The sequence below is a fragment of the Xenorhabdus sp. PB61.4 genome (assembly GCF_963894935.1).
Taxonomy (GTDB): Bacteria; Pseudomonadota; Gammaproteobacteria; order Enterobacterales; family Enterobacteriaceae; genus Xenorhabdus; species Xenorhabdus stockiae.
On sequence record NZ_CAWQJR010000189.1, the window covers coordinates 1 to 26812 of the forward strand.

Below are 26812 nucleotides of genomic sequence, written 5' to 3' on the forward strand. Positions count from 1 at the left end.
ATCAAATTAAGTAAAAGAAATGGATAATCAAAATATTAATTTAAATTATGGGGAACAAAATGTTTCCCTTATCAAAGAAAAAGAGATTTTCATTCGTGAAGGACAGTCCGTAGGTGCCGGAGCTGCAACAGAGTGGATCGGTGATGCATGGAAGATGTTTAAAGCAAATCCATCGCAATGGATACTGTTTACATTTATCTATATGTTAATTCTTGGAGGATTGAGTGTTATTCCTCTGCTCAATTATATCTTAACTTTGTTTAGTCCTGTATTTGTTGCAGGTATTATCGCAGCCGCTGAGAAGCAAAGAACTACGGGGAATTTTAAAATAGATTTACTCTTTTACGGGTTTAAAGAAAAATTAGGTTCACTGGTTGCTGTTGGTGCTCTTTATTTAGGCATCTGTGCACTTGGGGCTGTGGCTGCTGTTCTCATTGCGGGCATAGGGATGATAGATTTGATTTTAGCCGCTCAGGATATAAATGCAGAACTAGATCCAGAACTACTAATTGGGACTATTCCCTCAATTATGTGGGCGTGTCTTGTGTTCTGTGTTTTCGCCATTATTGCTCTTGCATTTATCTGGTTTGCCCCTGCACTGATTATTATCAATAATCTGAAATTTGGTGACGCAGTGTCAATGAGTCTGAGTGCTGTAAAGAAAAATTTATTGGGTGGTTTTCTGTTTTTCTTACTCATGGGTATTATGATGTTTGCATCAGCAATCCCCTTACTTTTAGGCTTCATTATCACCTTGCCCATGAGCCTTATTGTTTATTATACAACGTACCGCAGCATTTTTTATGCACAGGAAGAAAAACAAACACAATCAGATTTAATTGTCTAAAGTTTTTTCTTTCAATATCTATAATAAGTGCTATTTCAGTGTTTATTATTTTTCTCTAACTAAAAACGTATATGTCATTAAATAAAAAAGCGCCTCACTAGGCGCTTTTTTATTACTAAGAATACTCAGTTATTAACCAATATATTCCAGTCCATTCATATAAGGACGCAATATTACCGGAACTTCAATTCGGCCATCTTCCTGCTGATAATTTTCCATCACTGCAACCAGAGTTCGGCCAACAGCCAGACCTGAGCCATTCAGTGTGTGTACCAGCTGGGTTTTCTTATCATCTTTACCGCGGAAACGAGCTTGCATACGGCGAGCCTGATAATCCCATGTGTTAGAGCAAGATGAAATTTCACGATAAGTATTTTGAGCCGGTAACCAAACTTCCAAATCGTAAGTTTTTCTTGAACTTGCACTCATATCTCCGGTACACAGCAACATCTTACGGTACGGCAGGTTCAGTAACTGCAATACTTTTTCCGCATGTCCCGTCAGTTCTTCCAGTGCTTCCATTGATTTCTCAGGATGGACAATCTGAACCAGCTCGATTTTATCAAACTGGTGCATACGGATCAGGCCACGGGTATCACGACCATAAGATCCCGCTTCAGATCGGAAGCAAGGTGTATGTGCTGTCATTCTCAAAGGAAGATCTTTCTCATCCAGAATTTCACCACGCACTAAGTTAGTCACCGGTACTTCCGCAGTCGGGATCAGTGCATAGTTACTACCAGATTCTTCTTCCAGCGCTTTAGTGTGGAATAAATCTTCACCAAATTTAGGCAGCTGACCTGTACCAAACAGAGTGTCATGATTAACCAGATAAGGAACATAGGTTTCCAGATAACCATGCTGTTCAGTATGCAAATCCAGCATAAACTGCGCCAATGCACGGTGCAAACGGGCAATCTGACCTTTCATTACCACAAAACGCGCACCGGTTAATTTCACTGCTGCCGCAAAATCAAGACCATCAGTCAATTCACCCAATGATACGTGATCTTTCACTTCAAAATTATACTGATGCGGCTCACCCCAACGGCTGATCTCTACGTTATCGCTGTCATCTTTACCATCAGGAGAAGAATCATCAGGAATATTCGGCATACTCAGTGCAAGATCACGGATCTCAACCTGTAATGCTTCCAATTCCGCTTTTGCTGTATCCAGCTTTTCTCCCAATTGATTGACTTCCTGACGCAGTGGTTCAATATCCTCACCACGGGCTTTCGCTGCACCAATAGATTTCGATCGGGAATTACGTTCTGCTTGCAGGGTTTCAGTTTCAACTTGTAAAACTTTACGGCGCTCTTCTTGTTTACGCACCGTCTCCACATCAAGGGTATAACCCCTGCGAGCCAGTTTTTCGGCGACTGCGTCTAGCTCATTACGCAGCATATTTGGATCGAGCATGCTATTCCTGTGCTTGTTTGTTATTGAGAAAAAAGTTATTGGTAAAACAGTAATAAAATCAGTCTGGATTAAGCAGACTGATAAAAGTTTTATAACGTACCAACATTACCGTATCAGCCACATTAACGATAGCGTTTTATTGGACTATTTTGATCCTGTTCCATTAGCCAGTTTAATTTTTCACCTATCTTACCTTCCAATCCTCTGTTAGTCGGATGGTAATAGCGTGACTTTTGCATCTCAGGCGGAAAATAAATCTCTCCGGCAGCATAAGCATTCGGCTCATCATGGGCATAACGGTATGCTTCACCATAGCCCATCTCTTTCATCAGCTTCGTTGGGGCATTACGCAAATGAGCCGGGACATCATAATCAGGCTTCTCCTGAGCATCGGCCATAGCCGCTTTAAATGCAGTATAAACAGCGTTGCTTTTAGGAGCACAAGCAAGATAAACAATCGCCTGCGCAATGGCCCGCTCTCCTTCTGCGGCTCCGACACGCGTGAAACAATCCCATGCAGCAATGGCTACCTGCATCCCACGAGGATCTGCATTACCAACATCTTCAGAAGCTATCGCCAGTAAACGTCGGGCAACATAAAGGGGATCACCGCCGGCAGTAATAATCCGCGCATACCAATATAGTGCAGCATCCGGTGCTGAGCCGCGGATTGATTTATGCAAGGCCGATATTAAATCGTAATATCTGTCACCTTTATTATCAAAGCGTGCACTTCTTTCCCCACTGACTTCTTTGAGAAGTCCAATTGTCAGAATCCGCTGGCCTTCCGCATCAATTTCTGCCATATCCGACATCATTTCCAGCAGATTCAGTGAGCGGCGCGCATCACCGGCTACCAGCTCTGCAAGTATCTGCCGGGTATCTTCCGGCAACACAATATTTTGTCCGCCAAGACCACGTTCTTTATCATTTATGGCCTGAGTCAGAACTTGTTCTATTTCTGCTGGCGAAAGGGATTTCAGTAAATAGACTCGTGCCCGTGATAATAGAGCTGAATTTAATTCAAAAGAGGGATTTTCGGTTGTCGCGCCAATAAATGTAATTGTGCCATCTTCAATATGTGGCAAAAATGCATCTTGCTGGCTTTTATTAAATCGGTGAACTTCATCAACAAATAGAATTGTTCTACGACCTGCATTGCGATTTTGCCGTGCTTTTTCGATGGATTCCCGGATCTCTTTGATACCAGAAGTCACCGCAGAAATACGTTCAATATCTGCCTGCGCATAATAACCAATGATTTCAGCTAATGTGGTCTTTCCCGTGCCGGGAGGTCCCCATAAAATCATGGAATGGAGTTGACCCGCACGAATAGCTCTTGGTAAGGGTTTACCTTCTGCTAACAAATGCTGCTGACCAATGTAGTGATCTAACGTGATTGGCCGCATTTTTGCGGCCAATGGCTGAAATTCATTCTGTGAAAAATCAAGAGAAAGATTGTTCAATTAAACCTCACTGGCGTTGATCGTCCAGCGTCACACCTTCTGGCAGAGTGAATTTAAATTTTGACGCATCTACACTCGTATTCTGCTGCCCTTTCAACTGATAAGCACTTTTCTGACCATCTTGTTCAACAGCAGTAAATTTCTGAATAGTGCCGTCTGGTGTCACTGTGATTGAAAAATACTTAAGATTCCTGCTAGCACTCTTGGGTGTCAACTCAAAGTGATTGCCATTTTGGCTCACTTTGTATTGTTTCCAATCAGCTGAATCATTACGGGCAATCAACATAAATGGCGTATTCCCCGTAGCATCTTTCAGCCAATTAGCAGTAACTTGTTCAACAAAAGGATTATAAAACCACAATGTCTTTCCGTCAGAAATCAAAGTACTTTCATCAGGTGATGTCATATGCCAGTTAAATAAATTAGGGCGTTTAACCCAAAGTTGACCTTCACCATTTTGTATCGCTGAGCCATCATTACTGGTAACTGTCTGGGTAAAATTTGCATGAAAGCTATTTACCTTACTCAAACGTTCCTGCAAATCATGGGCAGCATCAGCCCATGCAGAACTCACGCTCAATCCCATCATCAGACAGCCAATCAACATCAGTTTTTTCATGTGTGAGTACCTTCAATTCATATTATTATCAGTGTTCGTGTGGCGGAGGAGCTAAAACTTCACGATTACCATTATGACCCGGCGTACTGACAATTTGCTGAGCTTCCATCTGTTCTACGATACGGGCTGCCCGGTTATAGCCAATGCGGAATTGGCGTTGTACTCCGGAAATAGACACCCGACGTTTTTCAATCACAAATTCTACCGCCTGATCGAACAGAGGATCCAACTCTTCATCACTATCCAATCCCAAACCGCCTTCGCCATCCTCACCCCCTTTAATAATACTATCAATATATTGAGGGCGACCACGTGCCTTCCAGTCATTAACAACTTCATGAACTTCCTGATCACGCACGAAAGCCCCGTGAACACGTACAGGAATAGATGAATTTGGCGCTAAATAAAGCATATCCCCCATACCAAGCAATGATTCTGCACCACCCTGATCAAGAATAGTACGGGAATCAATTTTGCTGGAAACGGTGAATGCAATTCGCGTAGGAATATTAGCCTTAATCAGACCTGTAATAATGTCAACAGAAGGACGCTGTGTTGCCAGTACCAGATGGATGCCTGCCGCCCTTGCTTTCTGGGCCAGACGGGCGATCAATTCTTCTACTTTTTTCCCTACCGTCATCATTAGGTCGGCAAACTCATCGACCATCACAACGATATAAGGCTCTTTTTTCAGAACAGGATGTTCCACATCCATACTGTCACCGGGTTTCCAGAATGGATCAGGAATAGGACGACCCATTTGCTCAGCCTGTTTGATCTTATCGTTATAACCTGCAATATTGCGTACACCTAAAGCTGACATCAGTTTATAACGGCGTTCCATCTCATTAACACACCAACGCAATGCGTTAGCAGCATCTTTCATATCTGTAACGACTTCAGTCAACAGATGAGGTATGCCTTCATAAACAGACAGTTCAAGCATTTTCGGGTCGATCATGATAAAGCGAACATCTTCGGGTTTTGCTTTATACAGGATGCTGAGGATCATCGCATTAACCCCCACAGATTTACCCGAGCCGGTCGTCCCTGCAACCAGTAAGTGCGGCATCTTCCCTAAATCAGCCACAACAGGCTGCCCCCCGATATCCTTCCCTAAAACAATAGTTAAAGGTGAGGGGTTATCACGGAATTTTTCGCAGTCCAATACTTCTCGCAGATAAACGGTCTGACGTTTCTTATTGGGTAACTCCAGACCGACATAAGGCAGCCCCGGTATCACTTCTACAATCCTGACAGCTACAGCCGAAAGTGAACGAGCAAGATCACGGGATAGATTGGAAATACGCGAAGCTTTAACGCCGGGAGCCAGATCCAGCTCGAACCGGGTAATCACAGGGCCTGGCGAAAACCCGACAACATCAGCCTTGACCCGATAATCATTCAGGCGGGATTCAATTAAACGTGAAGTCTGTTCCAGAGCGAACATGTCGACAGGTTCTTCTTCTGCTGGCGGAGCTGCCAGAAGATCGAGAGAAGGCATCGGTGTCGTTGGTTTAGGTAATGGTTGATCATTACGCACCAAAAACGGATGGAACAGGCTTTGCTGCGGTTGCTGCGGTTGCTGCGGTTGCTGCGGTTGCTGCGGTTGCTGCGGTTGCTGCGGTTGCTGCGGTTGCTGCGGTTGCTGCGCAAAATTATGCCGGATTTCTGCCTCATGAGAAGTACTCGGAACAGAATAAATTGCTGAACCACTTGAAACAGGGAAAATATTTTTTTCCTGTTCTGGTTGTGCAATATCTTCTACGGGTATGAACGCCGATGGCATAAAGAGTGGCTCTGTCGGCTCTGATTTATCTGAACTATCAATTTGCGAAAGATATTCAAACACAGATTTTTCAGGCTGTTGTAAAGCGGTAGTCTGGTTTTGGTAGCGCTCACTCTGCTGCTGCTCAAATGCTTGCCGCAACATTTCTTCCTGCTCTGCCTGCTCGTCAACATTACTGATAGGTAGCTCAGCTGGAGCCTCTACCGCTGTATCGTCATATGTGTTACCAAAAACAGGCTCTTTCTCAACATCACTGCCGTAACGCTCACGTTGCTGATCAAGAAATTGCTGGCGCAGCATATCTTGTTGTTGCGCATCCATTTTCTGTTCTTCAGCCTCAGCATTAAGCTCTTCCTGTCTCTCTTTTTCTTTTCGCTGCAAATGTTCAGCCAAACGATGAGAAGGAACTTTAACGCCATATAATTCACGGCGAGTCGGTATCCGTACCGGGTTAGGCCTCGGCATCTCGGGACCAATACCTTGTTTTACCTGAGGGTTTCTTACTGGTACAGCAGGAGTTGTTACCGGACGCTGCAACTCATCATCGTTATCAGGTGATGGCGACACGGCTAAAATATCCTGCTCTATATCCACTGTAGGTGAATGAATATTGGCTGGAGATAGGTCTGGTTCCGGCACAGTATGCGATGCATTACTGAACTCTGCCGTTATATTCCTTGTTTGCTCATCACCCGGCAGTTCAAATGTATAACGGGTAGGTTCTGCTTCCTGAGTATTCTCAGCCTGTTCTGATATAGCCTGAGTAGTCTCAGGAACAATAGAAACCAGAGGCTCAAATGAAGTATTCTCAGATGCAACACTTTCAGATGAAATACTGACAGGAGAAAGGCTTTCTTCTGATTTTTCGCTTTCTGGCTGCTTTGAGTCAATATTCGCTAATTCTGCTACCGTTGGTGTTGCCAACAACGCATCGTCTTCATCGACAATACCTGAATTCTGCATAATGTCAGTGGTAGCAGGTTTATTCCCGTTATGACCAGATTCTTTTTCAGCTCCAGAGGAAGCAGAGACTGCTTCTTTTTCCAGTGTCAGCTCTTCCTGTTCTTCATCATATTCAGACTCAGGACGACTACGATTAAGCACAACGCTAATTGAATCGAGAATACAAGCGCCAATCTTTTCTGCAATAGTAAGCCAGGACCAGCCAGTAAATAGCGTAAATCCGATAACCCAGATACCAAGCAGGGCCAGAGTCGTACCCAGAATATTGAGCCACGGCAAAACGGCGTTACTGAATAAACTGCCAACTACACCACCTGACGCAAAATCATTGAAATCATCAATATTAAGTTCTGCTAAACCACATGAAGTCAGGATAAGTGCCAAAGCACCAATAATACGTAATGCGAGCGTGAAAAAATCTACATACTCTTGCCTATCTTTCTGACGGAAAGCATTCCAACACCCTAAAAAGATCAATGGCGGGACTGCATAGGCAAGAATACCGAATGCGGAAAATAATATATCTGATAACCACGCACCAACACTGCCAGCTAAATTATGGACAGGTTCATGCCAGGCAGTTTGGGACCAGCTGGGATCGGAAGGGTGAAAACTGACAAGTGCTACCATTAAGTAGACGGCACATATAGCAATAACCAACAGAATGGCTTCCAGAAGCCTGCGGCTACTGCTGACTCTTTTTAATTTAACACGTTTGTCTTCTGTATATTCCTGGTTCAAGAAAGGCTCTCCAGGTTTTCCTGTAGATTAAACGGAACAACGCTGAGGGCAGCTCAGCGTTGAAACTGTATGCATAGACAGGAGTGTACCTAACTTTTTCCTGTTTTGCATCTATACACTGTACATTGTAGACAAAAGCTTAACGAGTCTTAATTACCAGACGGTTACTCTGTTTCACTTCTTCCATAACTACATAAGTACGAGTATCGTTAACACCCGGGAGGCGTAGCAGGGTTTCACCCAGCAATTTACGGTACGCAGACATATCTGGTACACGTGTTTTCAGTAAGTAGTCAAAATCTCCAGAAACTAAATGACACTCTTGAATTTCTTCAAGTTTTTGTACAGCAGTATTAAACTGCTCAAAAACATCCGCTGCTCCGCGATTCAGGGTGATTTCAACGAATACCAGCAATGATGCATCCAGGTAGTGAGGATTCAACAACGCCGTATAACCAGAAATAAAACCCTGACGCTCTAAACGACGTACACGCTCCAGACAAGGAGTTGGTGATAAACCTACTCGTTTGGATAATTCCACATTAGAAATACGGCCGTCTTTCTGCAATTCATTAAGGATATTACGGTCTATGCGATCAAGATCTTTTCCTGGACGCTTCTTATTATCTATCATCTTATTGCTCTCTCTTTATATTCCTACACCCATAACATTTTCCCTATCTCTTTTAAGCAGTTGAGCTGGAAAAGATGTCTTCAAAGGCTAAAGCTCAATCTGTAACCAAGGTTTGGGGCCTGCACGTAATCTTCCAGAACACAATTTCCCAGAACTCGATTAACCAAAATACGACTTACTAGAACACCGTCTTCCAGAATGTAATTTCCCAAAACACGATTTTCCCAAAACATTGGGTTTCCCAGAAAGCAGCTTATCGGCAATTTTTAATATTCTATGAGAAAATCATCCCCTCAGAATTGTCTATTCTATAGAAACAATTGATTAGCGAGGTAGATAATTATCTCTTACACAGATGTTTTCGCAAATGCATAGCCGATTGTCAAAGTAAATGAACAAAAATCAGAACAACATACCAAACAAATTTTCGGTAAATCGCCTTAGCCGCTCGTTTCATGACTAAAACGCATAAATGATGTTCAATTCAAAATGTTAAGCACTTACTCCTTACATTCCCATTACATCATAGTTACTATCTATCGGTAAAATCGTTAATAACATGAATATTTTATCTGATAATCGCTTTTTTTAACTTATCATTTCTCCTACAATCCCTAAATCCACGATATGTGATAATGGAAATGAGGTATTCATGAGTACAGCCAAACACAGTAAGCTCATCATTCTTGGCTCAGGTCCTGCTGGTTATACTGCTGCTGTTTATGCAGCCCGTGCTAATCTAAGTCCCGTACTCATTACAGGGGTTGAGAAAGGCGGCCAATTAACCACCACGACTGAAGTTGAAAACTGGCCCGGTGACCCTGAAGGGCTGACAGGCCCTGGCTTGATGGAACGTATGTTCCAGCACGCTGAAAAGTTTCAGACAGAAATTGTTTCCGACCACATTCGGAAAGTTGATTTCTCAAAAAGACCATTCCATCTGTATGGTGATGATCAAGAATATAGCTGTGATGCTCTGATCATCGCAACTGGTGCTTCGGCTCGCTATTTAGGCTTACCTTCCGAGGAAGAATTCAAGGGGCGTGGTGTTTCTGCCTGTGCAACCTGTGATGGTTTCTTCTACCGTAAACAAAAAGTTGCAGTTGTCGGTGGTGGTAATACCGCTGTTGAAGAAGCATTGTATCTGGCAAACATTGCATCTGAAGTTCACCTGATACACCGTCGTGATACTTTCCGCTCAGAGAAGATCCTGATTGACCGTTTGATGGATAAAGTTAAAAACGGCAATATTATCCTGCATACGGACCGCACTCTGGACGAAGTTTTGGGTGATGAAATGGGTGTAACAGGTGTTCGTATCCGCGATACTAAGAGCGATAACACTGAAGAACTGGATGTTGCCGGTGTTTTCATTGCTATCGGCCACAGTCCGAATACCGATATTTTTGCAGGGCAGCTTGAACTGGAAAACGGTTATATCAAAGTCCAGTCAGGGTTGCACGGAAATGCCACTCAGACTTCCATTCCGGGTATTTTTGCCGCTGGTGATGTAATGGACCATGTTTATCGTCAGGCGATTACATCTGCCGGTACTGGCTGTATGGCAGCACTGGATGCTGAACGTTTTCTGGACGGGCTGGCAACAAAATAAAATTATCTTCCCTTAAAGGCGCTATTCCGGTAGCGCTTTTTAACAGGGCGCATTTTTTGTAAGTAACATTTTGTAGATAGCATAGTGTTATAGATAGCATGGTGTTGTAAATAAAATAGTGCGCGGAAGCTGGCAATGTGGTTACCAGCTTGTTTTGATACTTTGTATCATCTGTTAATCTGAAATTTTTCTTATGGACAAAACAAGACAATCTGAACTGGTTCGATGGCTGAAGCAACAAAGTACTCCAGCTCGTCGATGGCTTCGTCTATCCATGCTATTGGGCCTGATTAGTGGCCTACTGATTATCTCTCAGGCCTGGCTGCTCGCTTCCATTCTTCAGGCGCTTATCATGGATCATGTTCCCCGTGAAAATCTCATCAGCCAATTTGCGATGCTACTGGCTTCTTTTACCCTGCGAGCGGTTGTCAGTGCTATTCGGGAGCGTATCGGCTTTATCTGTGGCAAGGTTGTACGTCAGCAAATCCGCAGCATGGTTTTGGATAAGCTGACCCAATTAGGGCCTGTCTGGGTAAAAGGTAAACCTGCTGGCAGCTGGGCAACAATTATCCTGGAACAGATCGAGGATATGCAGGATTTTTATTCCCGCTATTTACCTCAAATGACCCTCGCAGCCACTATTCCAGTGCTTATTCTGATGACAGTATTTCCAATCAATTGGGCTGCCGGTGTTATTTTATTGGTAACAGCACCTTTGATTCCGCTTTTTATGGCATTAGTCGGATTAGGAGCAGCAGATGCTAACCGACGCAATTTTACTGCACTCAGCCGATTAAGCGGTAATTTTCTTGATCGTTTGCGTGGTCTCGAAACATTGCGCTTATTCCATCGGGGAAAAGCTGAAGTTAAGCAAATTACCGAATCAACCGAAGATTTCCGCCTCAGAACGATGGAAGTGCTGCGCATGGCGTTTTTATCTTCTGCGGTATTAGAGTTTTTTGCTGCTGTTTCTATTGCCGTTGTCGCTGTCTATTTTGGTTTTTCTTATCTGGGAGAATTGCATTTTGGCAGTTATGGCCTTGGTGTCACATTATTTGCCGGTTTTCTGGCGCTTATCCTTGCGCCGGAATTTTTTCAGCCGCTACGTGATCTGGGCACTTTCTACCATGCTAAAGCTCAGGCTGTCGGTGCGGCGGAATCACTTTTCACGCTGCTAACCAGCGATGAGGAACATGCCTCATACGACGGTAAAAAAATCCTGTCAGATAAAAATGCTGTCAGTATTGAAGCACATGAACTGGAAATTTTGTCGCATGATGGTCATCGTCTTGCCGGCCCTTTGAACTTTACGGTTGAGCAACATCAGCGTATTGCATTAGTGGGTAAAAGCGGCGCGGGGAAAAGTTCTCTTATCAATGTTTTACTCGGTTTTCTTCCTTATCGCGGCTCACTAAAAATCAATGGAAGTGAACTCAATGAACTTGATCTCGACAAATGGCGTGAACAATTAAGCTGGGTTGGGCAAAACCCTCACCTGCCAGAACAGACCATACTTGATAATATTCGTCTTGGTCAGTTTGATGCGACACAGGAACAAATTCAGAGTGTCATGCAACAAGCCTATGTTACGGAGTTTGTCTCTGAACTGCCCGATGGCATAAACACCGTTATTGGTGATAATGCAGCACGGCTATCTGTTGGGCAGGCACAGCGTATTTCTGTTGCCAGAACTTTATTGCATCCCTGCCAGCTTCTGCTGCTGGACGAACCCGCCGCCAGTCTCGATGCTCACAGTGAGCAACGGGTAATGACAGCCTTGAATCAGGCATCCCGTCAGCAAACCACACTGTTGGTTACACACTTACTGGAAGAAACGCCGGAATATGATCAAATCTGGGTGATGGAAAGTGGACTCATTATCGAAAAAGGCAACTATGAAAGCCTGAGACAATCTCAAGGCGCATTTTCCCGTCTGTTGTCCCATCGCAGTATGGAGCTTTAATCATGCGTATATTACTTCCATTTCTCGCACTATATCGTCGCCACTGGTTTCTCATCAGCTTAGGGATGATTCTGGCAACACTAACTCTGTTAGCCAGTATTGGCTTACTTACACTGTCTGGCTGGTTTCTGGCCGGTACGGCTGTGGCGGGCTTTGCCGGAAAATATACCTTTAATTACATGCTGCCTGCTGCGGGTGTCCGGGGAGCCGCAATTTTCCGTACTGCCGGACGTTATGGAGAACGACTGGTTAGTCATGATGCTACATTTCGAGTGTTGGCCCATCTGCGGGTATTTACCTTTCAGAAGATCCTGCCACTTTCGCCGGGAGGGATTGCCCGTTTTCGTCAGGGAGAACTACTAAACAGAATTGTGGCTGATGTAGAAACATTAGATCACCTCTATCTTCGTGTCCTGTCTCCATTGCTTGCTGCACTCGCTGTGATTGTAGTTCTGACATTCGGTCTAGGCTTTCTTGACTGGACTCTCGCCTATACTCTCGGCGGTATTATGCTGGGATTATTACTGATCTTACCTTTTGTGTTTTATCATGCGGGTAAACCTTATGGCAGGAATATCACAGCATTACGTGGGCAGTATCGAACTTTACTCACCAGCACATTACAGGGTCAAGCAGAACTAACCGTTTTCGGTGCTCTTAAACGTTTCCGCCAGACAATGTCCGAAGTTGAATATCAATGGCTAAAAAGCCAGCAACAGCAAGCCAACCTGACCGGACTTTCTCAGGCCATCATGATTTTTGCTACTGGCATGACGGTAACATTAATACTGTGGCTGGCAGCAGCAGATGTAGGCGGAAATAATCAACCCGGTGCATTGATTGCCCTGTTTACATTCTGTGCCCTTTCAGCGTTTGAATCCCTGGGACCAGTTACTGTTGCATTCCAGCACATGGGACAGGTGATCTCGTCAGCAACCCGTGTTTCTCAACTAATGCATCAGAAAGCAGAAGTCACCTTTCCTGCTAATGGGCCAAAAAATACAGGCAATCTCAGTCTTGAGATAAAAAATATAGAATTCACTTATCCTAACCAGCTTATGCCTGTATTGCAGAATGTTTCACTGTCTCTTCAGGCAGGTGAACATATCGCCTTATTGGGTAAAACTGGCTGCGGTAAATCGACTCTTTTACAATTATTAACCCGGGCGTGGGATGTTGATAACGGAGAAATTCTACTCAACCAGCAGGCTATTTCTCTTTATGATGAAGCCACGCTGAGATCAATGATATCAGTCGTTCCTCAGCGGATACATGTGTTCAGCCATACTCTGCGTGAAAATCTGTTGATGGCAAAACCGGGGGCTACAGATGAAGAATTAGCAACGGTATTACAACAGGTCGGCTTAGGAAACTTGCTAGAAAACAATGAAAAGCTAAACTGTTGGATGGGCGAAGGCGGGCGTCAGCTTTCAGGTGGTGAACAACGCCGCTTGGGTATTGCCAGAGCCTTACTGCATAACTCACCACTCATGCTTCTGGATGAACCAACAGAAGGGCTTGATGCAGATACTGAACAACAAATTTTGGCGCTATTACGCCATAATTGTCAGGATAAAACACTTATTGTAATTACCCATCGGTTAACAGGCTTACAACACATGGATCGGATCTGTGTGATGGATGGGGGACGTATCATTGAGCAAGGACAACACGATGTGTTATTGTCCCAACAAGGACGCTACTACCAATTCTATCAACGACAGAGCTATCCTGATCAGGAGTAATAAGTTTTATGTTGATAGCTCAATTGGATAACTCATATGAATTTCCTCATCCAGATACTGCACTGGCAGAACCAAATGGCTTGTTAGCATTTGGGGGTGATCTAAGTGCAGAACGATTAAAGACTGCATATCGCAAAGGCATTTTTCCGTGGTTTTCACCGAATGAACTTCCTTTGTGGTGGTCTCCCGACCCCAGGGCTGTCCTGATCCCTGGAGAATTACATACCGGCCGAACTTTGCGACGTTTTATTCGCAAACATCCTTACCAAATTACGGTAAACTATGCTTTTGAACAGGTAGTCTATGGTTGTGCCCAGAGACAAGAAGGCACATGGATCGGTTCTGACATTCAGTTGGGTTACCAAACCCTGCATCAGGAAGGTTTAGCTCACTCAGTTGAAGTTTGGCATAAACAACAGCTCGTCGGCGGGTTATATGGTGTTAATATAGGAACACTATTTTGCGGTGAATCGATGTTTAGCAAAATGGAGAATGCATCCAAGTGCGCTTTTGTGGCATTCTATCACCATTTTTTGCGTCATGGCGGCCAACTGTTTGATTGCCAGGTGCTAAACCACCATACAGAATCACTGGGCGCCAAAAATATTCCAAGGAAAGAATTTCTCCGGCATCTTGACCAATACCAAAAGCAATCATTGCAAACTGGCTGTTGGGATACGCAAACGCTGGAGTTATAGTCAATACTTGGTGGTTTATGCTGTTCACGGTGGGAGTGTCAATACCATTATGAGGAAAATAATGGTGTAAAATACGACATTCCTTTACATAATGAGGGTTTTTCGGCATTATCTTGCCGGTTAAAAACTATGGTTGTTACATTTAGAGGATTAGATGGCCAAAGAAGACAATATTGAAATGCAAGGTACTGTGTTAGACACACTGCCAAACACCATGTTTCGTGTCGAATTAGAGAACGGACACGTCGTTACTGCTCATATTTCAGGCAAAATGCGTAAAAACTATATCCGCATCCTGACTGGAGACAAGGTTACAGTTGAACTAACTCCATATGACCTGAGCAAAGGCCGTATCATCTTCCGTAGCCGCTGATTCCGATACCTTCTTACACACCACAGGTTATGTATTTTCAACATTCGCCTGTGGTGTTGCTCTTAACTTAGTTGCTAGTTTTGCATATACCGTACTGATTATAGTACGGCATCTTCTGATTTTTTCTTGTTTGATTTTTGTACGCTTTTGAAATCGTATTTCAGTGCACTTTTATCTTTATCAAGACTAATTCTGACTGAACCTCCATGTACTAAAGAGCCAAACAACAACTCGTTAGCTAATGGCTTTTTCAGGCTATCCTGAATCACACGGGCCATCGGACGGGCACCCATCGCTTTATCATACCCTTTATCACATAACCACTGACGGGCATCCGTGCTGATTTCCAGAGACACACCTTTTTCATCCAATTGAACCTGCAATTCAACAATGAATTTATCAACCACTTGTTGAATAACTTCCGCAGAAAGTGAGTCAAACCAGATAATACTATCAAGACGATTGCGAAATTCGGGGGTAAAGGTTCGTTTGATCTCAGCCATTCCATCAATGCTATTATCCTGTTCAGTGAACCCAATGGATTTACGCTGTATTTCACGTACGCCCGCATTGGTTGTCATCACCAGAATAACATTACGGAAATCTGCCTTCCGGCCATTGTTATCAGTCAACGTTCCGTTATCCATCACCTGAAGCAGGATATTGAACACATCCGGATGGGCCTTTTCAATCTCATCAAGCAACAATACAGAATGAGGGTGCTTAATAATAGCATCTGTCAATAAACCACCCTGATCATAACCAACATAACCTGGCGGAGCACCTATCAAGCGACTGACAGTATGACGCTCCATATATTCAGACATATCAAATCTTAATAATTTGATATTGAGGACCTTCGCCAACTGTACTGTAACTTCTGTTTTACCAACGCCTGTAGGCCCGGCAAACAGGAAAGAACCAACAGGTTTGTGCTCCTGCCTCAGCCCGGCACGGCTCATTTTGATGGCTTCGGTTAATACACCAATCGCTTTGTCCTGACCAAACACCAGCATTTTCAAACGATCATCCAGTGTTCTCAAGACATCTTTATCACTGGCTGAAACAGTTTTCTCCGGAATACGGGCAATACGGGCAACGACTGACTCAATATCCGCAACATTAATGGTTTTTCTGCGGCGGCTGACTGGAACTAACCTTGTACGCGCACCTGCTTCATCAATCACATCAATGGCTTTATCCGGCAAATGGCGATCGGTGATATATTTCACCGACAGTTCAACAGCTGCCCGAATAGCTTTTGCTGTGTAGCGCACATCGTGATGCGCCTCATACTTAGCACGTAACCCATTAATGATCTGTACTGTTTCTTCGGAAGAAGGCTCCAGAATATCGATCTTCTGAAACCGACGGGCCAGAGCGCGATCTTTTTCAAAAATATTGCTGAATTCCTGATAGGTTGTCGAACCAATCACGCGAATACGACCGCTGGATAAAAGAGGCTTAATCAGATTAGCTGCATCCACCTGCCCCCCCGAAGCGGCACCAGCCCCGATAATGGTATGGATTTCGTCAATAAAGAGAATACTTTTACTGTCCTGTTCCAGAGTTTTTAACAAGGTTTTGAAGCGCTTCTCAAAATCACCTCGATATTTTGTCCCTGCCAACAATGAACCAATATCCAGCGAGTAAATTGTGCAATCCTTCATCACTGCCGGAACATCTTTTTGCACGATGCGCCAGGCAAGCCCTTCAGCAATCGCAGTTTTACCGACTCCGGATTCCCCAACAAGCAATGGGTTATTTTTGCGCCGGCGGCACAGCACCTGAATTGTTCTTTCCAATTCATGCTGACGACCAACCAGCGGATCAATTTGCCCTTTTTGTGCAGATTGATTCAGATTTGTAGTGAAATTTTCCAATCTATCCTCACCTATCGCTTGTTCTTCCTGAACTGGATTAACATTATGATGACTCTCATTATCGAGCTCATCTTTACGTGTTCCGTGAGATATAAAATTCACAACATCCAGCCGACTGACGTCATGCTTGCGCAGTAAGTAAGCCGCCTGAGATTCTTGTTCACTAAAAATTGCAACCAGTACATTCGCCCCGGAAACTTCTGAGCGGCCTGAAGATTGAACATGAAACACCGCTCGTTGCAACACACGCTGAAAGCTCAATGTTGGCTGGGTATCCCGATCATCATTCTCTGGTAATAAAGGGGTTGTTTGAGTAATAAAATTTTCCAGTTCCTGGCGTAAAACTGCCAGCTCGACCTTACAAGCCTCCAGTGCTTCTCGCGCTGATGTGTTACTTAACAACGCCAGTAGCAGGTGCTCGACAGTCATAAATTCATGTCTGTTATCCCTTGCTTTGGCAAAAGCAATGTTGAGACTCAGCTCCAATTCTTGATTGAGCATAAGCACCTCCTCCAAAATCAATAAGCCAGATCAGACTTTTTCCAGCGTGCAAAGTAACGGATGCTCGTGCTCCTTAGCATACATGTTCACTTGCGCAGCTTTAGTTTCTGCGACCTCTGCTGTATAAATACCGCAAATTGCCTTCCCTTGGTAATGGACATCCAGCATTAGTTGCGTTGCTCGTTCAATATCATAAGAAAAGAACTTTTGTAATACGTCAACCACAAACTCCATGGGGGTATAGTCATCATTATTCAAAATTATCTTGTACATAGATGGCGGCTGTAGCGCTTGCTTTTCTTTATCTTCTATAAATTCTTCAAGATTCAAACTGTTATAAAACTGACTCATTGTCTTTCCACTGAGTATTATCTTTCTATCGGATTTTAGTATGAACTAATTCGTTCTACCTCTATATATTTTATCACTACATAAAGCACTCTGCTTATTCCCGTAGACGATCAGGGCCAGTATTCCACCTAAAAGTCTGATACCGTTATCTATATCAAACTTTGGCGATTTGAGACAACCTGTCATAACTTCTGCACTTGACGATAAAATGAATTTCACTACAGTGTATTTTATGAACACCATTCCTAGCTGGACGACTGTTCATGATCCTGAAATTTTTAGTGATTCCTAAACCCGAAATCATAATACGAGGGATAGAGAAGTATGGAAACAGGTACAGTTAAATGGTTCAATAATGCGAAGGGCTTTGGCTTTATTTGCCCGGCAAGTGGCGGTGAAGATATATTTGCTCACTATTCAACCATTCAGATGGATGGTTATAGGACGCTGAAAGCCGGGCAAAAAGTGAATTTCAGCGTTAATCAAGGTCCTAAAGGCAATCATGCCTGTGTTATTGTTCCTTTGGAAGATGGCTCAAAATTAAAAAAGAGTAACCAATAGTTTCGTAATTCACACGCCACAGGTAAATTCCCCCTTTGTTTGTGGCGTGTTATTCAGCGGATAACCTCACTGTCTCCCTCCCCTAAGAACCTACTCGTGTTTAGTCACAATAAATATAATTGAGTATGATGTAAATCAATTGGATTTAAATGAAACAGATGTAAAAATCAGGAGAGTTTTATCATCAAATATCAGTCATAACTGACGCATATCTCTAAGACAGCCGTGTTCCATACTATACAAAAAGATATTACCCTGTTTTGCTTTGAATTTACTTGATTTTTTGTGAACCTCAAATGACAGGATAGCAAAAACGGGCTGAATTTCAGTAGGTTTCCCTTTCCCCGACATGTTATAATAGTGTGAATTATTTGTTGTTACAGCTTTTTTGGTTTTTATGACCAGTCAAAGATATACCAATGGATTTCGAAGTATGCCCTTCAACAAAAAAAAGCAACTTGAAAGACGAGCGTATAAAGCCAGATTAAAAGACGTTTATTATAAGGATATGTGACATGTTTTCAGGATTACTAATTATCCTCCTTCCATTGAGCCTGGGTTATCTGATTCGCCTAAATAACAAAACGATACTTACCAGAGTTCACCAATTGCTCAATGTCATGGTTTATCTCATTCTCCTGCTGATGGGGATCAGTCTTGCAATGCTGGATAATCTGGGTAGTAATTTGCTTTCTATCCTACTGTATGCGATGACATTTTTTCTGTGCATATTTGCAACTAACTGGCTTGCGCTTTTTTTTCTGGATAAAAAAGAACCGTGGATTATTACAGGACATAAACAGGAAAGTCCCCCTTCCCGCCTGCATATGGCACTTGACTCCATCAAATTATGTGGTGCACTGATATTCGGTTTTTTGCTCGGTCTGACTGAATGGTCATGGTTTAATTTTGCCGGCAAGGCCAGTGAAATCACCTTAATTTTCTTACTGTTTTTTGTTGGTATCCAACTACGTAATAACGGCTTGAGCCTAAAGCAAACATTCATGAATCGCCGTGGAGCTGTTGTTGCGATTATTGTCGCTATCAGTTCACTTATTGGTGGCATGATAGCAGCATTCCTGCTTGGCTTACCAACCAAGACTGGCTTGGCTATTGCATCCGGATATGGCTGGTATTCTCTTTCCGGCATTTTAATTTCTGATGCCTACGGGCCAGTATTTGGCAGTACAGCTTTTTTTAATGATCTGGCTCGTGAACTGGCATCTATTATGCTCCTTCCCATGCTAATCAATCGCTATCGCTCAACTGCACTAGGTTTAACCGGAGCTGCATCAATCGATTTCACATTACCCATATTACAGCGTTGTGGGGGTATAAGTATTGTACCCGCAGCCATCGTTCACGGTTTCATTTTAAGCCTGATGACGCCTATATTTATCGCATTTTTTACCCAATAGATTTATATAAATAAACGCATAACGTTATTTAATAATCTTATATTTATGCTAAAAACAGTACCTAACAAAAGGTAAAAAAAGAACACAACCTGATTATTAAATCCATAAAACTGACTAAAACAACGATTTTACACGCACATTATTGCATAGTTATTCTTTTGGGATTAATATCCCATCAACTAATTAACTATTCATAGTTTTCGCATGAAAATCCAATTAAAAAATATCAATTGTTTCTATGGAATTAATCAGGCTCTGTTTGATATCAATTTTGAATGTGGATCAGGGGAAACCGTCGTTCTGCTTGGGCCTAGTGGTGCAGGCAAAAGCTCCTTACTGCGAGTCCTTAATTTACTTGAGATGCCTCGTTCCGGTCAGTTAAGTGTAGCAAAGCATCAGTTTGATTTTAAACAACCCCCTAACGCAAAAGAAATCCGTGCCCTGCGGCAGAATGTAGGGATGGTTTTTCAGCAATATAACTTATGGCCACATTTAACCGTAATGGATAACCTGACTGAAGCTCCCTGTCGGGTGCAGGGGTTATCCAAACCGCAATCCATGGAAAAAGCAGCCAAATTACTTTCCCGTCTTCGTCTTGAAGAGTTTGCTAATCGCTTTCCGCTGCACTTATCAGGGGGGCAACAACAACGGGTCGCTATTGCACGTGCGCTAATGATGGAACCTCAGGTGCTGTTATTTGATGAACCAACAGCTGCACTTGATCCCGAAATCACATCTCAGGTCGTTGACATCATAAAAGAACTGGCAGAAACAGGAATTACCCAAATTATTGTGACACATGAAGTGGAACTTGCCCGCAAAACAGCCAGCCAGGTTATCTACATGGAAAAAGGACGAATTATAGAAAAAGGTGATGCAAGTCATTTTTTAAAGCCTCAAACCGAAGCTTTTGCTCATTATTTGTCACACTAAGTTTGGCATACTGAGCCAGCCATACAGATAATTTCAGAAAAATAACCATCAATCACATGATCATCAGTTACAGGACATGGCTATGAAAAAATTCTTGCTTGCAGCTTTATTAACCACAGTCACTCTATCAGCAACCGCAGCGGAGAAAGAAACTCTGCGTTTCGCGACTGAAGCAACTTATCCTCCATTTGAATTCGTGGGTGATGACAACAAAATTCAGGGCTTCGATGTAGATCTGGCAGATGCAATGTGTAAGAAACTTAATGCTGAATGTAGTTTCACCAATCAGGCCTTTGACAGTCTTATTCCCAGCCTGAAATTCCGTCGCGTTGATGTGTTAATGGCAGGTATCGATATTACGCCTGACAGAAAAAAACAGGTTGATTTTACTGATACTTATTATGATAACTCCGCCAATTTTGTAACTGTCAAAGGCAAGTTTTCCAAAATTGATGAATTAAAAGGCAAATTAGTAGGTACTCAGAATGGCACGACACATCAAAAATACCTGATGGAACAGCATAAAGAGCTACAAACAGTGCCATATGATAGCTACCAGAATGCAATTCTCGATCTGAAAAATGGCCGTGTTGATGCAATATTTGGTGACACTGCTGTTGTCAATGAATGGCTGAAAAAGAATAAAGAGCTAGGTACCATTGGTGAGAAAGTCACTGATAAAGATTACTTTGGCACAGGTTTAGGTATCGCTGTTCGTAAGGGCAATACAGACTTATTAAATAAGCTGAATAAGGCTCTGGCAGAAATCAGACAGGATGGCACTTATGACACCATCTACGAAAAATGGTTTGGCAAAAATAATTAATTGAACTCCAATGAATGAATTTCAATCTTTAATTAGTGCCGCCGGTATCACCGTCGGCCTTGCTGTTTCCTCTCTTATAGCCGGTTTGATTCTGGCAATGATTTTTGCTGGCTGGGAATCTTCCCGCTGGAAAACCTTTGCACTTTTAGGCTCCTGCTGGGTTACCCTGATCCGGGGATTACCTGAAATTCTGGTGGTCCTTTTTATCTACTTCGGAAGTTCACAGCTTCTTATCATTTTATCTGAAGGTCTTGATATCAATCTTGTAGTCTGGCAGTTCAGAATACAGATGGAAATTGATAATTTTGACGTCAGCCCTTTCCTGTGCGGTGTCATTGCGCTTTCCCTCCTTTATTCTGCCTATGCATCCCAGACAATAAGAGGAGCATTAAAGGCTATTCCTATCGGGCAAAGGGAAGCGGGTCAGGCACTGGGATTAAGCCAAAGCCGCATCTTTTTCCGGCTGGTCATGCCGCAAATGTGGCGTCATGCTTTACCCGGATTAGGTAATCAATGGTTAGTTTTATTAAAGGACACAGCTCTAGTCTCATTAATCAGCGTTAATGATTTGATGTTACAAACAAAAAGTATCGCCACTCGCACACAAGAGCCATTCACCTGGTACATGGTTGCCGCAATCATCTATTTAGTTATCACACTGGTGAGCCAACTTATCCTTAAACGACTTGAAGTACGTGCGACTCATTTTGAACGGAGTGCTTCTGATGCTTGAGTATATAAAGGATATCTTACCGGGCCTGCACACCAGCCTGAGTTTGACTTTCACAGCATTGCTGGCGGCGTTTATGCTATCAGTCATCCTGACTGTCATTCTGACAATGAAACTGCCGGTGCTCTCGCAATTGGTGAAAGGCTATATAACACTATTTACCGGCACTCCCTTACTCGTACAATTTTTTTTGATTTACTATGGTCCCGGACAATTTCCAGCCATAAAAGCATACCCGTGGTTATGGCAGTTAATGTCCGAGCCGTGGCTCTGTGCGATGGTGACGCTGGCGCTAAATAGCGCAGCATATTCCACTCAACTTTTTTATGGGGCAGTTAAAGCAATCCCGGAAGGACAATGGCAATCCTGTTATGCACTTGGTATGTCACAGGCACACTCTATGCGCATATTGCTGCCGTATGCCTTCAAAAGAGCACTCTCGTCCTACTCAAACGAAGTTGTGTTAATTTTCAAAAGCACCTCACTGGCCAGTACGATTACTCTGTTGGATATTATGGGATACAGCCAGCTACAATTTGGCCGCAGTTATGATGCAACCGTTTTTGTTGCAGCAGGTATCATTTACCTCTGCATAAATGGTCTTTTAACATTGCTGATGCGTACTTTTGAACGGCGTACACTATCATTTGAGCAACGCAATTAAACAACCAACCACTATTTATGGTGTGTCTTTGCTTCCATTGCTGATTACCAACAATGGAAGCTATTCCTTATTACGGGCTAACCCTTATTCAGAACCAACAAAGCCAGTGTTTCATAATGCTCAGTGTGTGGAAACATATCGAATAACTGCACTTTTTCTATTCGGTATCGTTCGAGCATGGTGATATCTTTTGCCATCGTTTCCGCATTACAACTTGAATAAAGAATATACTCAGGTGCCATTCGGTTAAGATACTGGCAAAGTTCTTTACCAATTCCCCTTCGAGGCGGGTTAACTAATACCAACTCCGGAGTTTGCGATTTCTCAAGAGCGAAATGCGTAGAATCCAGGGCCTGAAACTCAACATGTTTGAGCCCGAGACTGTCAGCTGAATTTCTGGCACAGGCAATAGCTTCCTCACTGATTTCAATGCCTGTCAGCTTGGTTTCTTTATCTGCACAATGCAGACCAAAACCTCCCGCGCCACAAAACAGATCCCACATACTGCCTATATTCAGCTCCCTGACCCACTGCCCTGCTGTCATATATAACTGCGAAGCAATAGCCGGATTCGTCTGGAAGAAACTCCGGGGCCGAATATACAACGGAATATTATTGAAATTTTCCTTCAACATTTTCTTTTCAGTGAAAATAATCTCTTTTTCACCTTCAAGGATCGCCATATGTGTCGGTTGGATATTCGCAGAAATTACCGTCAGCTGTGGTAACTGTTCCTGTAACCAGGGTAAGGATCGTTGTAACTGTTCCAGTTTTATTTCTGAACGTAACACAAACCTCAGCATCATTTCTTTATCAGCCCGGCTTTCGGTCAACAGAATGTATTTCAGTTCACCTTTTTTACGTGCAACGTTGTATGGGACTAATCCCGCTTTCGCAATAAATATTTTTATTACGTCAAAGACTGGCTGAAAGTGTTGCGGATACAAAGGACAGCCACAAAGATCGACTGTTCTACCATCCCTATGCAGCATTCCGAGCAGCGGGCGCTCAACACTGCCACTCACGACCATTTTAGCTTTATTACGGAACTCACTGAGCTGGCTGGCAACAGGGGGTTGCCAGCGCGTGTTCGGAGTATCTCGTAAAAGCTGTTGTAAATGTTCTTGTTTATCTGATAACTGATTTAAATAGGACTTATCAAGCCACTGGCAGGAGTGACAATGCCCCGCGGTATACTGCGCACACTGCATTGTAAAAAACCACTTAAAAAATATTAGTGCAAGGTAAACGTCGATGTTTCTGTCGAAGCCTGTGCCTCATCTTCTTCATCTTCTACTTCCATTTCATTTTCCATATCACTCGTGACATAAAGGAAATTGTTACTGTGAACTTCAAAGATCACATTGGCAATTTGCTCCTCACCGAGTTTCAGAAAATGAGAGAATTGCTGGAACGTCATACCGGCGGCGATAGGAAATGACTGACAAACAATAAGTTTTGGCAAATTTTCATCCTGAATATCAAGGAATGCCTTCACAGTCAGAGAATTGGCATTAATCTGGCTCAGATTCGCAACCAATGGAATGATCGCTGTTGGCCGGACTTCTGCCAAAGCGGAGAAAAAGACAACATCCCCCAGCAGATCAATCTTGGCATCAAACAGGCCTTCAATGTTCTGCATATGAGGCAAATGCAATACCTGGCCTGCTTCATTTTCAAAATAAGAAATTTTCAGCTTATCAAGCCAATTACGTAATGTTGCTAAATTTGGGGTAACCATAGAATCCATTGAATCAACCTCATATGACTAAAAGTGACACCTGCTACCTTCAGAAAACGCTCTATTAGGATAGCAACATGAAATCGTTAACCTATTTTGTTTTTTCTCCATCAGAAACAACCCGATGATTGCTACCCTCTTTCTTATGATCAATACCTAAAAAAGAGAGATTATAGATCGCACGCCAGATAATATGGATAGCTGCGGGAATCAAACAGCCGATACCCAATAAGATCATAGCAACGTGTGCTTCTGTCGTCATTAATAAAGGTGATAGAATTAGACTATCAGTTATCGATAAATAGACTAACGCTAATAACCCGATACCCAATATTTCCAATAAAATAACTAGCTTTGGCATATCAGCCAACGAACGCATCTCTTTTGATATACTTTTCTTCATTTGTTGACTACCTTCCAAATCTGATACGGGTGATAAATTTTGACCATATCTCACCAGATAATCATACCTGAACCACTTGTATTGGCAGGACTAATTAAAGCGAAAGGAAATTCCTGCTTTTTTTTACCGACACTTACAGGCATAGTAACTCAAGATGACATATCAATGTAGCCCATGATCATTACTACTTAAGGAGTTTATATGTACACTGTCATTTTTGGTCGCCCTGGTTGCCCATACTGTGTCCGCGCAAAAGAACTGGCTGAAAAATTAAAAACAGAGCGTGAAGACTTTGATTACCGCTATGTAGATATCTTGGCAGAGGGTATCACCAAAGAAGACTTGTCAAAAACGGTAGGCAAAACTGTTGAGACCGTTCCCCAGATTTTCATTGATGAAACACACATTGGCGGTTGCACTGACTTTGAAGCCTACGCCAAAGAAAATCTAGAACTGTATAAATAATCGCAACACCATTGCTGTTCAGGCAAAAGAATTCTCTTAGCTTGAGCAGCAAATATCTCATTAATTCCAAAAGAAATTCCAGACCACACCATTCAAAAATCCCACCAGATAGAAAAAATTATGTAATTTTTTTACGATCGTGAGAACTTTCAGGTTTTCGTACAGTCTCAATTAGTGCCACTGCTTTTCTTTGATGTCCCCATATTGAGGAGCCCGATAGTCATCCCCTTTGGTTAAAGACTATCGGGTTTTTTGTTTATACGGGGGTGTAAATGAGTGAAAAACAACTTATCCCATATCATGAATACATTATTGACCTACCTAACAGCAACAATCATTAAATAAAATGATAAATGAAGGCGATATCACTTTACTGATCCGCATGCTAAAATTATTGTTTTTACCGATAAATTGATAAACACGTTATCACATTTTTACTTCAAGGCACGTGTGAGGCTCATTTTGCTAGAACAACTGAACCACGATTTGTTTAACCTTATCAATGCAACACCAGATTCATCATCAGGCATGATCATGTTTTCAATCTTTATTGCAAAATATCTGGTGTATGTATATCCCATAACACTGGCAGTTTTCTGGCTTTGGGGGAAAAAAGAGGCCATCTCACATCAACGTGTTGTTGTCAGTAAATCCTGTATTGCTTTTGCCTTTGCCATAACCGCATCAACAATTATTGGAGCACTTGTTCCTCATGCCCGCCCGTTTGTTGAAGGGGTTGGCTATAACTTTCTCGCTCATGCGCCTACAGCTTCATTCCCCAGTAACCACGGTACAGCTGTGTTTACGTTCTCACTGGCATTTCTTTTCTGGCACCGTATCTGGTCAGGGTTGTGTCTGATGGTTATTGCTTGTGCTATCGTGTGGGCGCGGGTTTATGTTGGCGTTCACTGGCCAATTGACATGGTTGGCGCTTTTTTAGTCAGCCTGATGGGGTGTGCATTTTCCCAAATATTCTGGCATCTATACGGTTCATTTTTACAAAATAAGCTAACTTTCCTTTATCAATTTTTCTGTTCCTTTTTGATTAAAAGAGGCTGGGTGCAAAGTTAGCTTATCTTTGCCTCAGAAGGAAAAATATCCAATAAATTTCAAGTTGTAGTTTTGTCAGCTACAACTTGAAAAACAACAGGTATCGATATGAAGCCCCTCAGTCATCATAAAACGCTTCGCTATATATAACATCACACAATGAAATATCATTACTCTTTCTACATAAAAAATAACCAATGATAATTCCCTTTCATATGATGGCTGTTTAAAATTAAGATGTTTATTAAGTTATAATACTAAGAACTAAATTCCGATTCATAAAACTCACATCTTATGTCAAACCAAAAAGCAGGATTATTTTACTTTTATTTCAGCATGATACAATCAAATAAGATAAATGAAATTTATATTTCAAATTATAAGAACTAATATTAACCACTTTAATTGGAATTA

Annotated in this window: 24 protein-coding genes; 14 read left to right on the forward strand and 10 right to left on the reverse strand. The window is 42.6% G+C overall.

Translation table 11 applies throughout. The annotated features are described in order from the left end of the window. Positions 1–19 precede the first annotated feature (19 nt). Complete coding sequence (locus AACX68_RS15955; protein WP_228859765.1) at positions 20–847, forward strand: BPSS1780 family membrane protein; 828 nt, start codon at positions 20–22, stop codon at positions 845–847. A gap of 132 nt (positions 848–979) precedes the next feature. On the opposite strand, the gene serS is transcribed toward AACX68_RS15955, so the two are convergent. From serS to lrp, 5 genes are all read right to left on the reverse strand, one after another. Then, on the reverse strand, positions 980–2269 hold the full coding sequence (gene serS / locus AACX68_RS15960) for a serine--tRNA ligase (RefSeq protein WP_228859766.1): 1290 nt from the start codon (positions 2267–2269) through the stop codon (positions 980–982). A gap of 122 nt (positions 2270–2391) precedes the next feature. Then, the gene (locus tag AACX68_RS15965) at positions 2392–3735 is read right to left on the reverse strand and encodes a replication-associated recombination protein A (RefSeq protein WP_228859767.1); all 1344 of its coding nucleotides are present in this window, start codon (positions 3733–3735) and stop codon (positions 2392–2394) included. 7 nt (positions 3736–3742) lie between these two features. Continuing rightward, on the reverse strand, positions 3743–4354 hold the full coding sequence (lolA, locus tag AACX68_RS15970) for an outer membrane lipoprotein chaperone LolA (protein ID WP_228859768.1): 612 nt from the start codon (positions 4352–4354) through the stop codon (positions 3743–3745). Positions 4355–4382: 28 nt separating this feature from the next. Then, positions 4383–7847 (reverse strand): DNA translocase FtsK 4TM domain-containing protein, encoded by a 3465-nt coding sequence (locus AACX68_RS15975; protein WP_228859769.1) that lies wholly within the window; start codon positions 7845–7847, stop codon positions 4383–4385. Positions 7848–7986: 139 nt separating this feature from the next. Then, positions 7987–8481, reverse strand: a complete 495-nt coding sequence (gene lrp / locus AACX68_RS15980; protein WP_004256338.1) for a leucine-responsive transcriptional regulator Lrp — start codon at positions 8479–8481, stop codon at positions 7987–7989. Between the two features lie 652 nt (positions 8482–9133). On the opposite strand from lrp, the gene trxB reads away from it, so the two are divergent. From trxB to infA, 5 genes are all read left to right on the forward strand, one after another. Continuing rightward, on the forward strand, positions 9134–10093 hold the full coding sequence (gene trxB / locus AACX68_RS15985; protein ID WP_099121267.1) for a thioredoxin-disulfide reductase: 960 nt from the start codon (positions 9134–9136) through the stop codon (positions 10091–10093). Between the two features lie 193 nt (positions 10094–10286). Next, entirely contained in the window at positions 10287–12056 is a 1770-nt protein-coding gene (cydD, locus tag AACX68_RS15990) for a heme ABC transporter permease/ATP-binding protein CydD (RefSeq protein ID WP_228859770.1), read from the forward strand. Between the two features lie 2 nt (positions 12057–12058). Continuing rightward, on the forward strand, positions 12059–13801 hold the full coding sequence (cydC, locus tag AACX68_RS15995) for a heme ABC transporter ATP-binding protein/permease CydC (protein ID WP_228859771.1): 1743 nt from the start codon (positions 12059–12061) through the stop codon (positions 13799–13801). A gap of 8 nt (positions 13802–13809) precedes the next feature. Then, on the forward strand, positions 13810–14499 hold the full coding sequence (gene aat, locus AACX68_RS16000; protein WP_228859772.1) for a leucyl/phenylalanyl-tRNA--protein transferase: 690 nt from the start codon (positions 13810–13812) through the stop codon (positions 14497–14499). Between the two features lie 154 nt (positions 14500–14653). Then, the gene (infA, locus tag AACX68_RS16005) at positions 14654–14872 is read left to right on the forward strand and encodes a translation initiation factor IF-1 (RefSeq protein ID WP_004244560.1); all 219 of its coding nucleotides are present in this window, start codon (positions 14654–14656) and stop codon (positions 14870–14872) included. A 98-nt stretch (positions 14873–14970) separates the two neighbouring features. Here infA and clpA read toward each other — a convergent pair whose 3' ends face one another. Next, positions 14971–17256, reverse strand: a complete 2286-nt coding sequence (clpA, locus tag AACX68_RS16010; protein WP_228859773.1) for an ATP-dependent Clp protease ATP-binding subunit ClpA — start codon at positions 17254–17256, stop codon at positions 14971–14973. Between the two features lie 30 nt (positions 17257–17286). Then, complete coding sequence (gene clpS, locus AACX68_RS16015) at positions 17287–17607, reverse strand: ATP-dependent Clp protease adapter ClpS (protein WP_228859774.1); 321 nt, start codon at positions 17605–17607, stop codon at positions 17287–17289. A 324-nt stretch (positions 17608–17931) separates the two neighbouring features. Between clpS and cspD the strand changes: the two genes are divergently transcribed. The 6 genes from cspD to artM all read left to right on the forward strand — a co-directional run bounded on the left by cspD (position 17932) and on the right by artM (position 22739). Beyond that, complete coding sequence (cspD, locus tag AACX68_RS16020; protein ID WP_099110679.1) at positions 17932–18168, forward strand: cold shock-like protein CspD; 237 nt, start codon at positions 17932–17934, stop codon at positions 18166–18168. A gap of 515 nt (positions 18169–18683) precedes the next feature. Beyond that, positions 18684–19586, forward strand: a complete 903-nt coding sequence (locus AACX68_RS16025) for a lysine exporter LysO family protein (protein ID WP_228859775.1) — start codon at positions 18684–18686, stop codon at positions 19584–19586. Positions 19587–19790: 204 nt separating this feature from the next. After that, entirely contained in the window at positions 19791–20519 is a 729-nt protein-coding gene (gene artP / locus AACX68_RS16030; RefSeq protein WP_228859776.1) for an arginine ABC transporter ATP-binding protein ArtP, read from the forward strand. Positions 20520–20601: 82 nt separating this feature from the next. After that, positions 20602–21345, forward strand: a complete 744-nt coding sequence (artJ, locus tag AACX68_RS16035) for an arginine ABC transporter substrate-binding protein (RefSeq protein ID WP_228859777.1) — start codon at positions 20602–20604, stop codon at positions 21343–21345. A 10-nt stretch (positions 21346–21355) separates the two neighbouring features. Next, positions 21356–22078 carry an arginine ABC transporter permease ArtQ gene (gene artQ / locus AACX68_RS16040; RefSeq protein WP_228859778.1) on the forward strand — a complete coding sequence of 241 codons (723 nt, stop codon included), beginning with the start codon at positions 21356–21358 and terminating at the stop codon, positions 22076–22078. Then, the gene (gene artM / locus AACX68_RS16045; RefSeq protein WP_228859779.1) at positions 22071–22739 is read left to right on the forward strand and encodes an arginine ABC transporter permease ArtM; all 669 of its coding nucleotides are present in this window, start codon (positions 22071–22073) and stop codon (positions 22737–22739) included. Before artQ ends, artM begins: the two co-directional genes overlap by 8 nt. Positions 22740–22816: 77 nt before the next feature. Here the strand turns inward: artM and rlmC are convergent, their stop codons facing one another. From rlmC to AACX68_RS16060, 3 genes are all read right to left on the reverse strand, one after another. Further along, a complete protein-coding gene (rlmC, locus tag AACX68_RS16050; RefSeq protein ID WP_228859780.1) occupies positions 22817–23950 on the reverse strand; it encodes a 23S rRNA (uracil(747)-C(5))-methyltransferase RlmC in 1134 nt (377 codons plus the stop codon). Between the two features lie 23 nt (positions 23951–23973). Continuing rightward, positions 23974–24489 carry a YbjN domain-containing protein gene (locus AACX68_RS16055; RefSeq protein ID WP_228859781.1) on the reverse strand — a complete coding sequence of 172 codons (516 nt, stop codon included), beginning with the start codon at positions 24487–24489 and terminating at the stop codon, positions 23974–23976. A gap of 82 nt (positions 24490–24571) precedes the next feature. Beyond that, a complete protein-coding gene (locus AACX68_RS16060; RefSeq protein ID WP_228859782.1) occupies positions 24572–24883 on the reverse strand; it encodes a YbjC family protein in 312 nt (103 codons plus the stop codon). 201 nt (positions 24884–25084) lie between these two features. Between AACX68_RS16060 and AACX68_RS16065 the strand changes: the two genes are divergently transcribed. Together AACX68_RS16065 and ybjG are read left to right on the forward strand one after the other, a co-directional pair. Further along, positions 25085–25348, forward strand: a complete 264-nt coding sequence (locus tag AACX68_RS16065; protein ID WP_086953673.1) for a GrxA family glutaredoxin — start codon at positions 25085–25087, stop codon at positions 25346–25348. Positions 25349–25810: 462 nt separating this feature from the next. After that, positions 25811–26419, forward strand: a complete 609-nt coding sequence (gene ybjG / locus AACX68_RS16070) for an undecaprenyl-diphosphate phosphatase (RefSeq protein ID WP_228859783.1) — start codon at positions 25811–25813, stop codon at positions 26417–26419. The last annotated feature ends 393 nt before the right edge of the window (positions 26420–26812 follow it).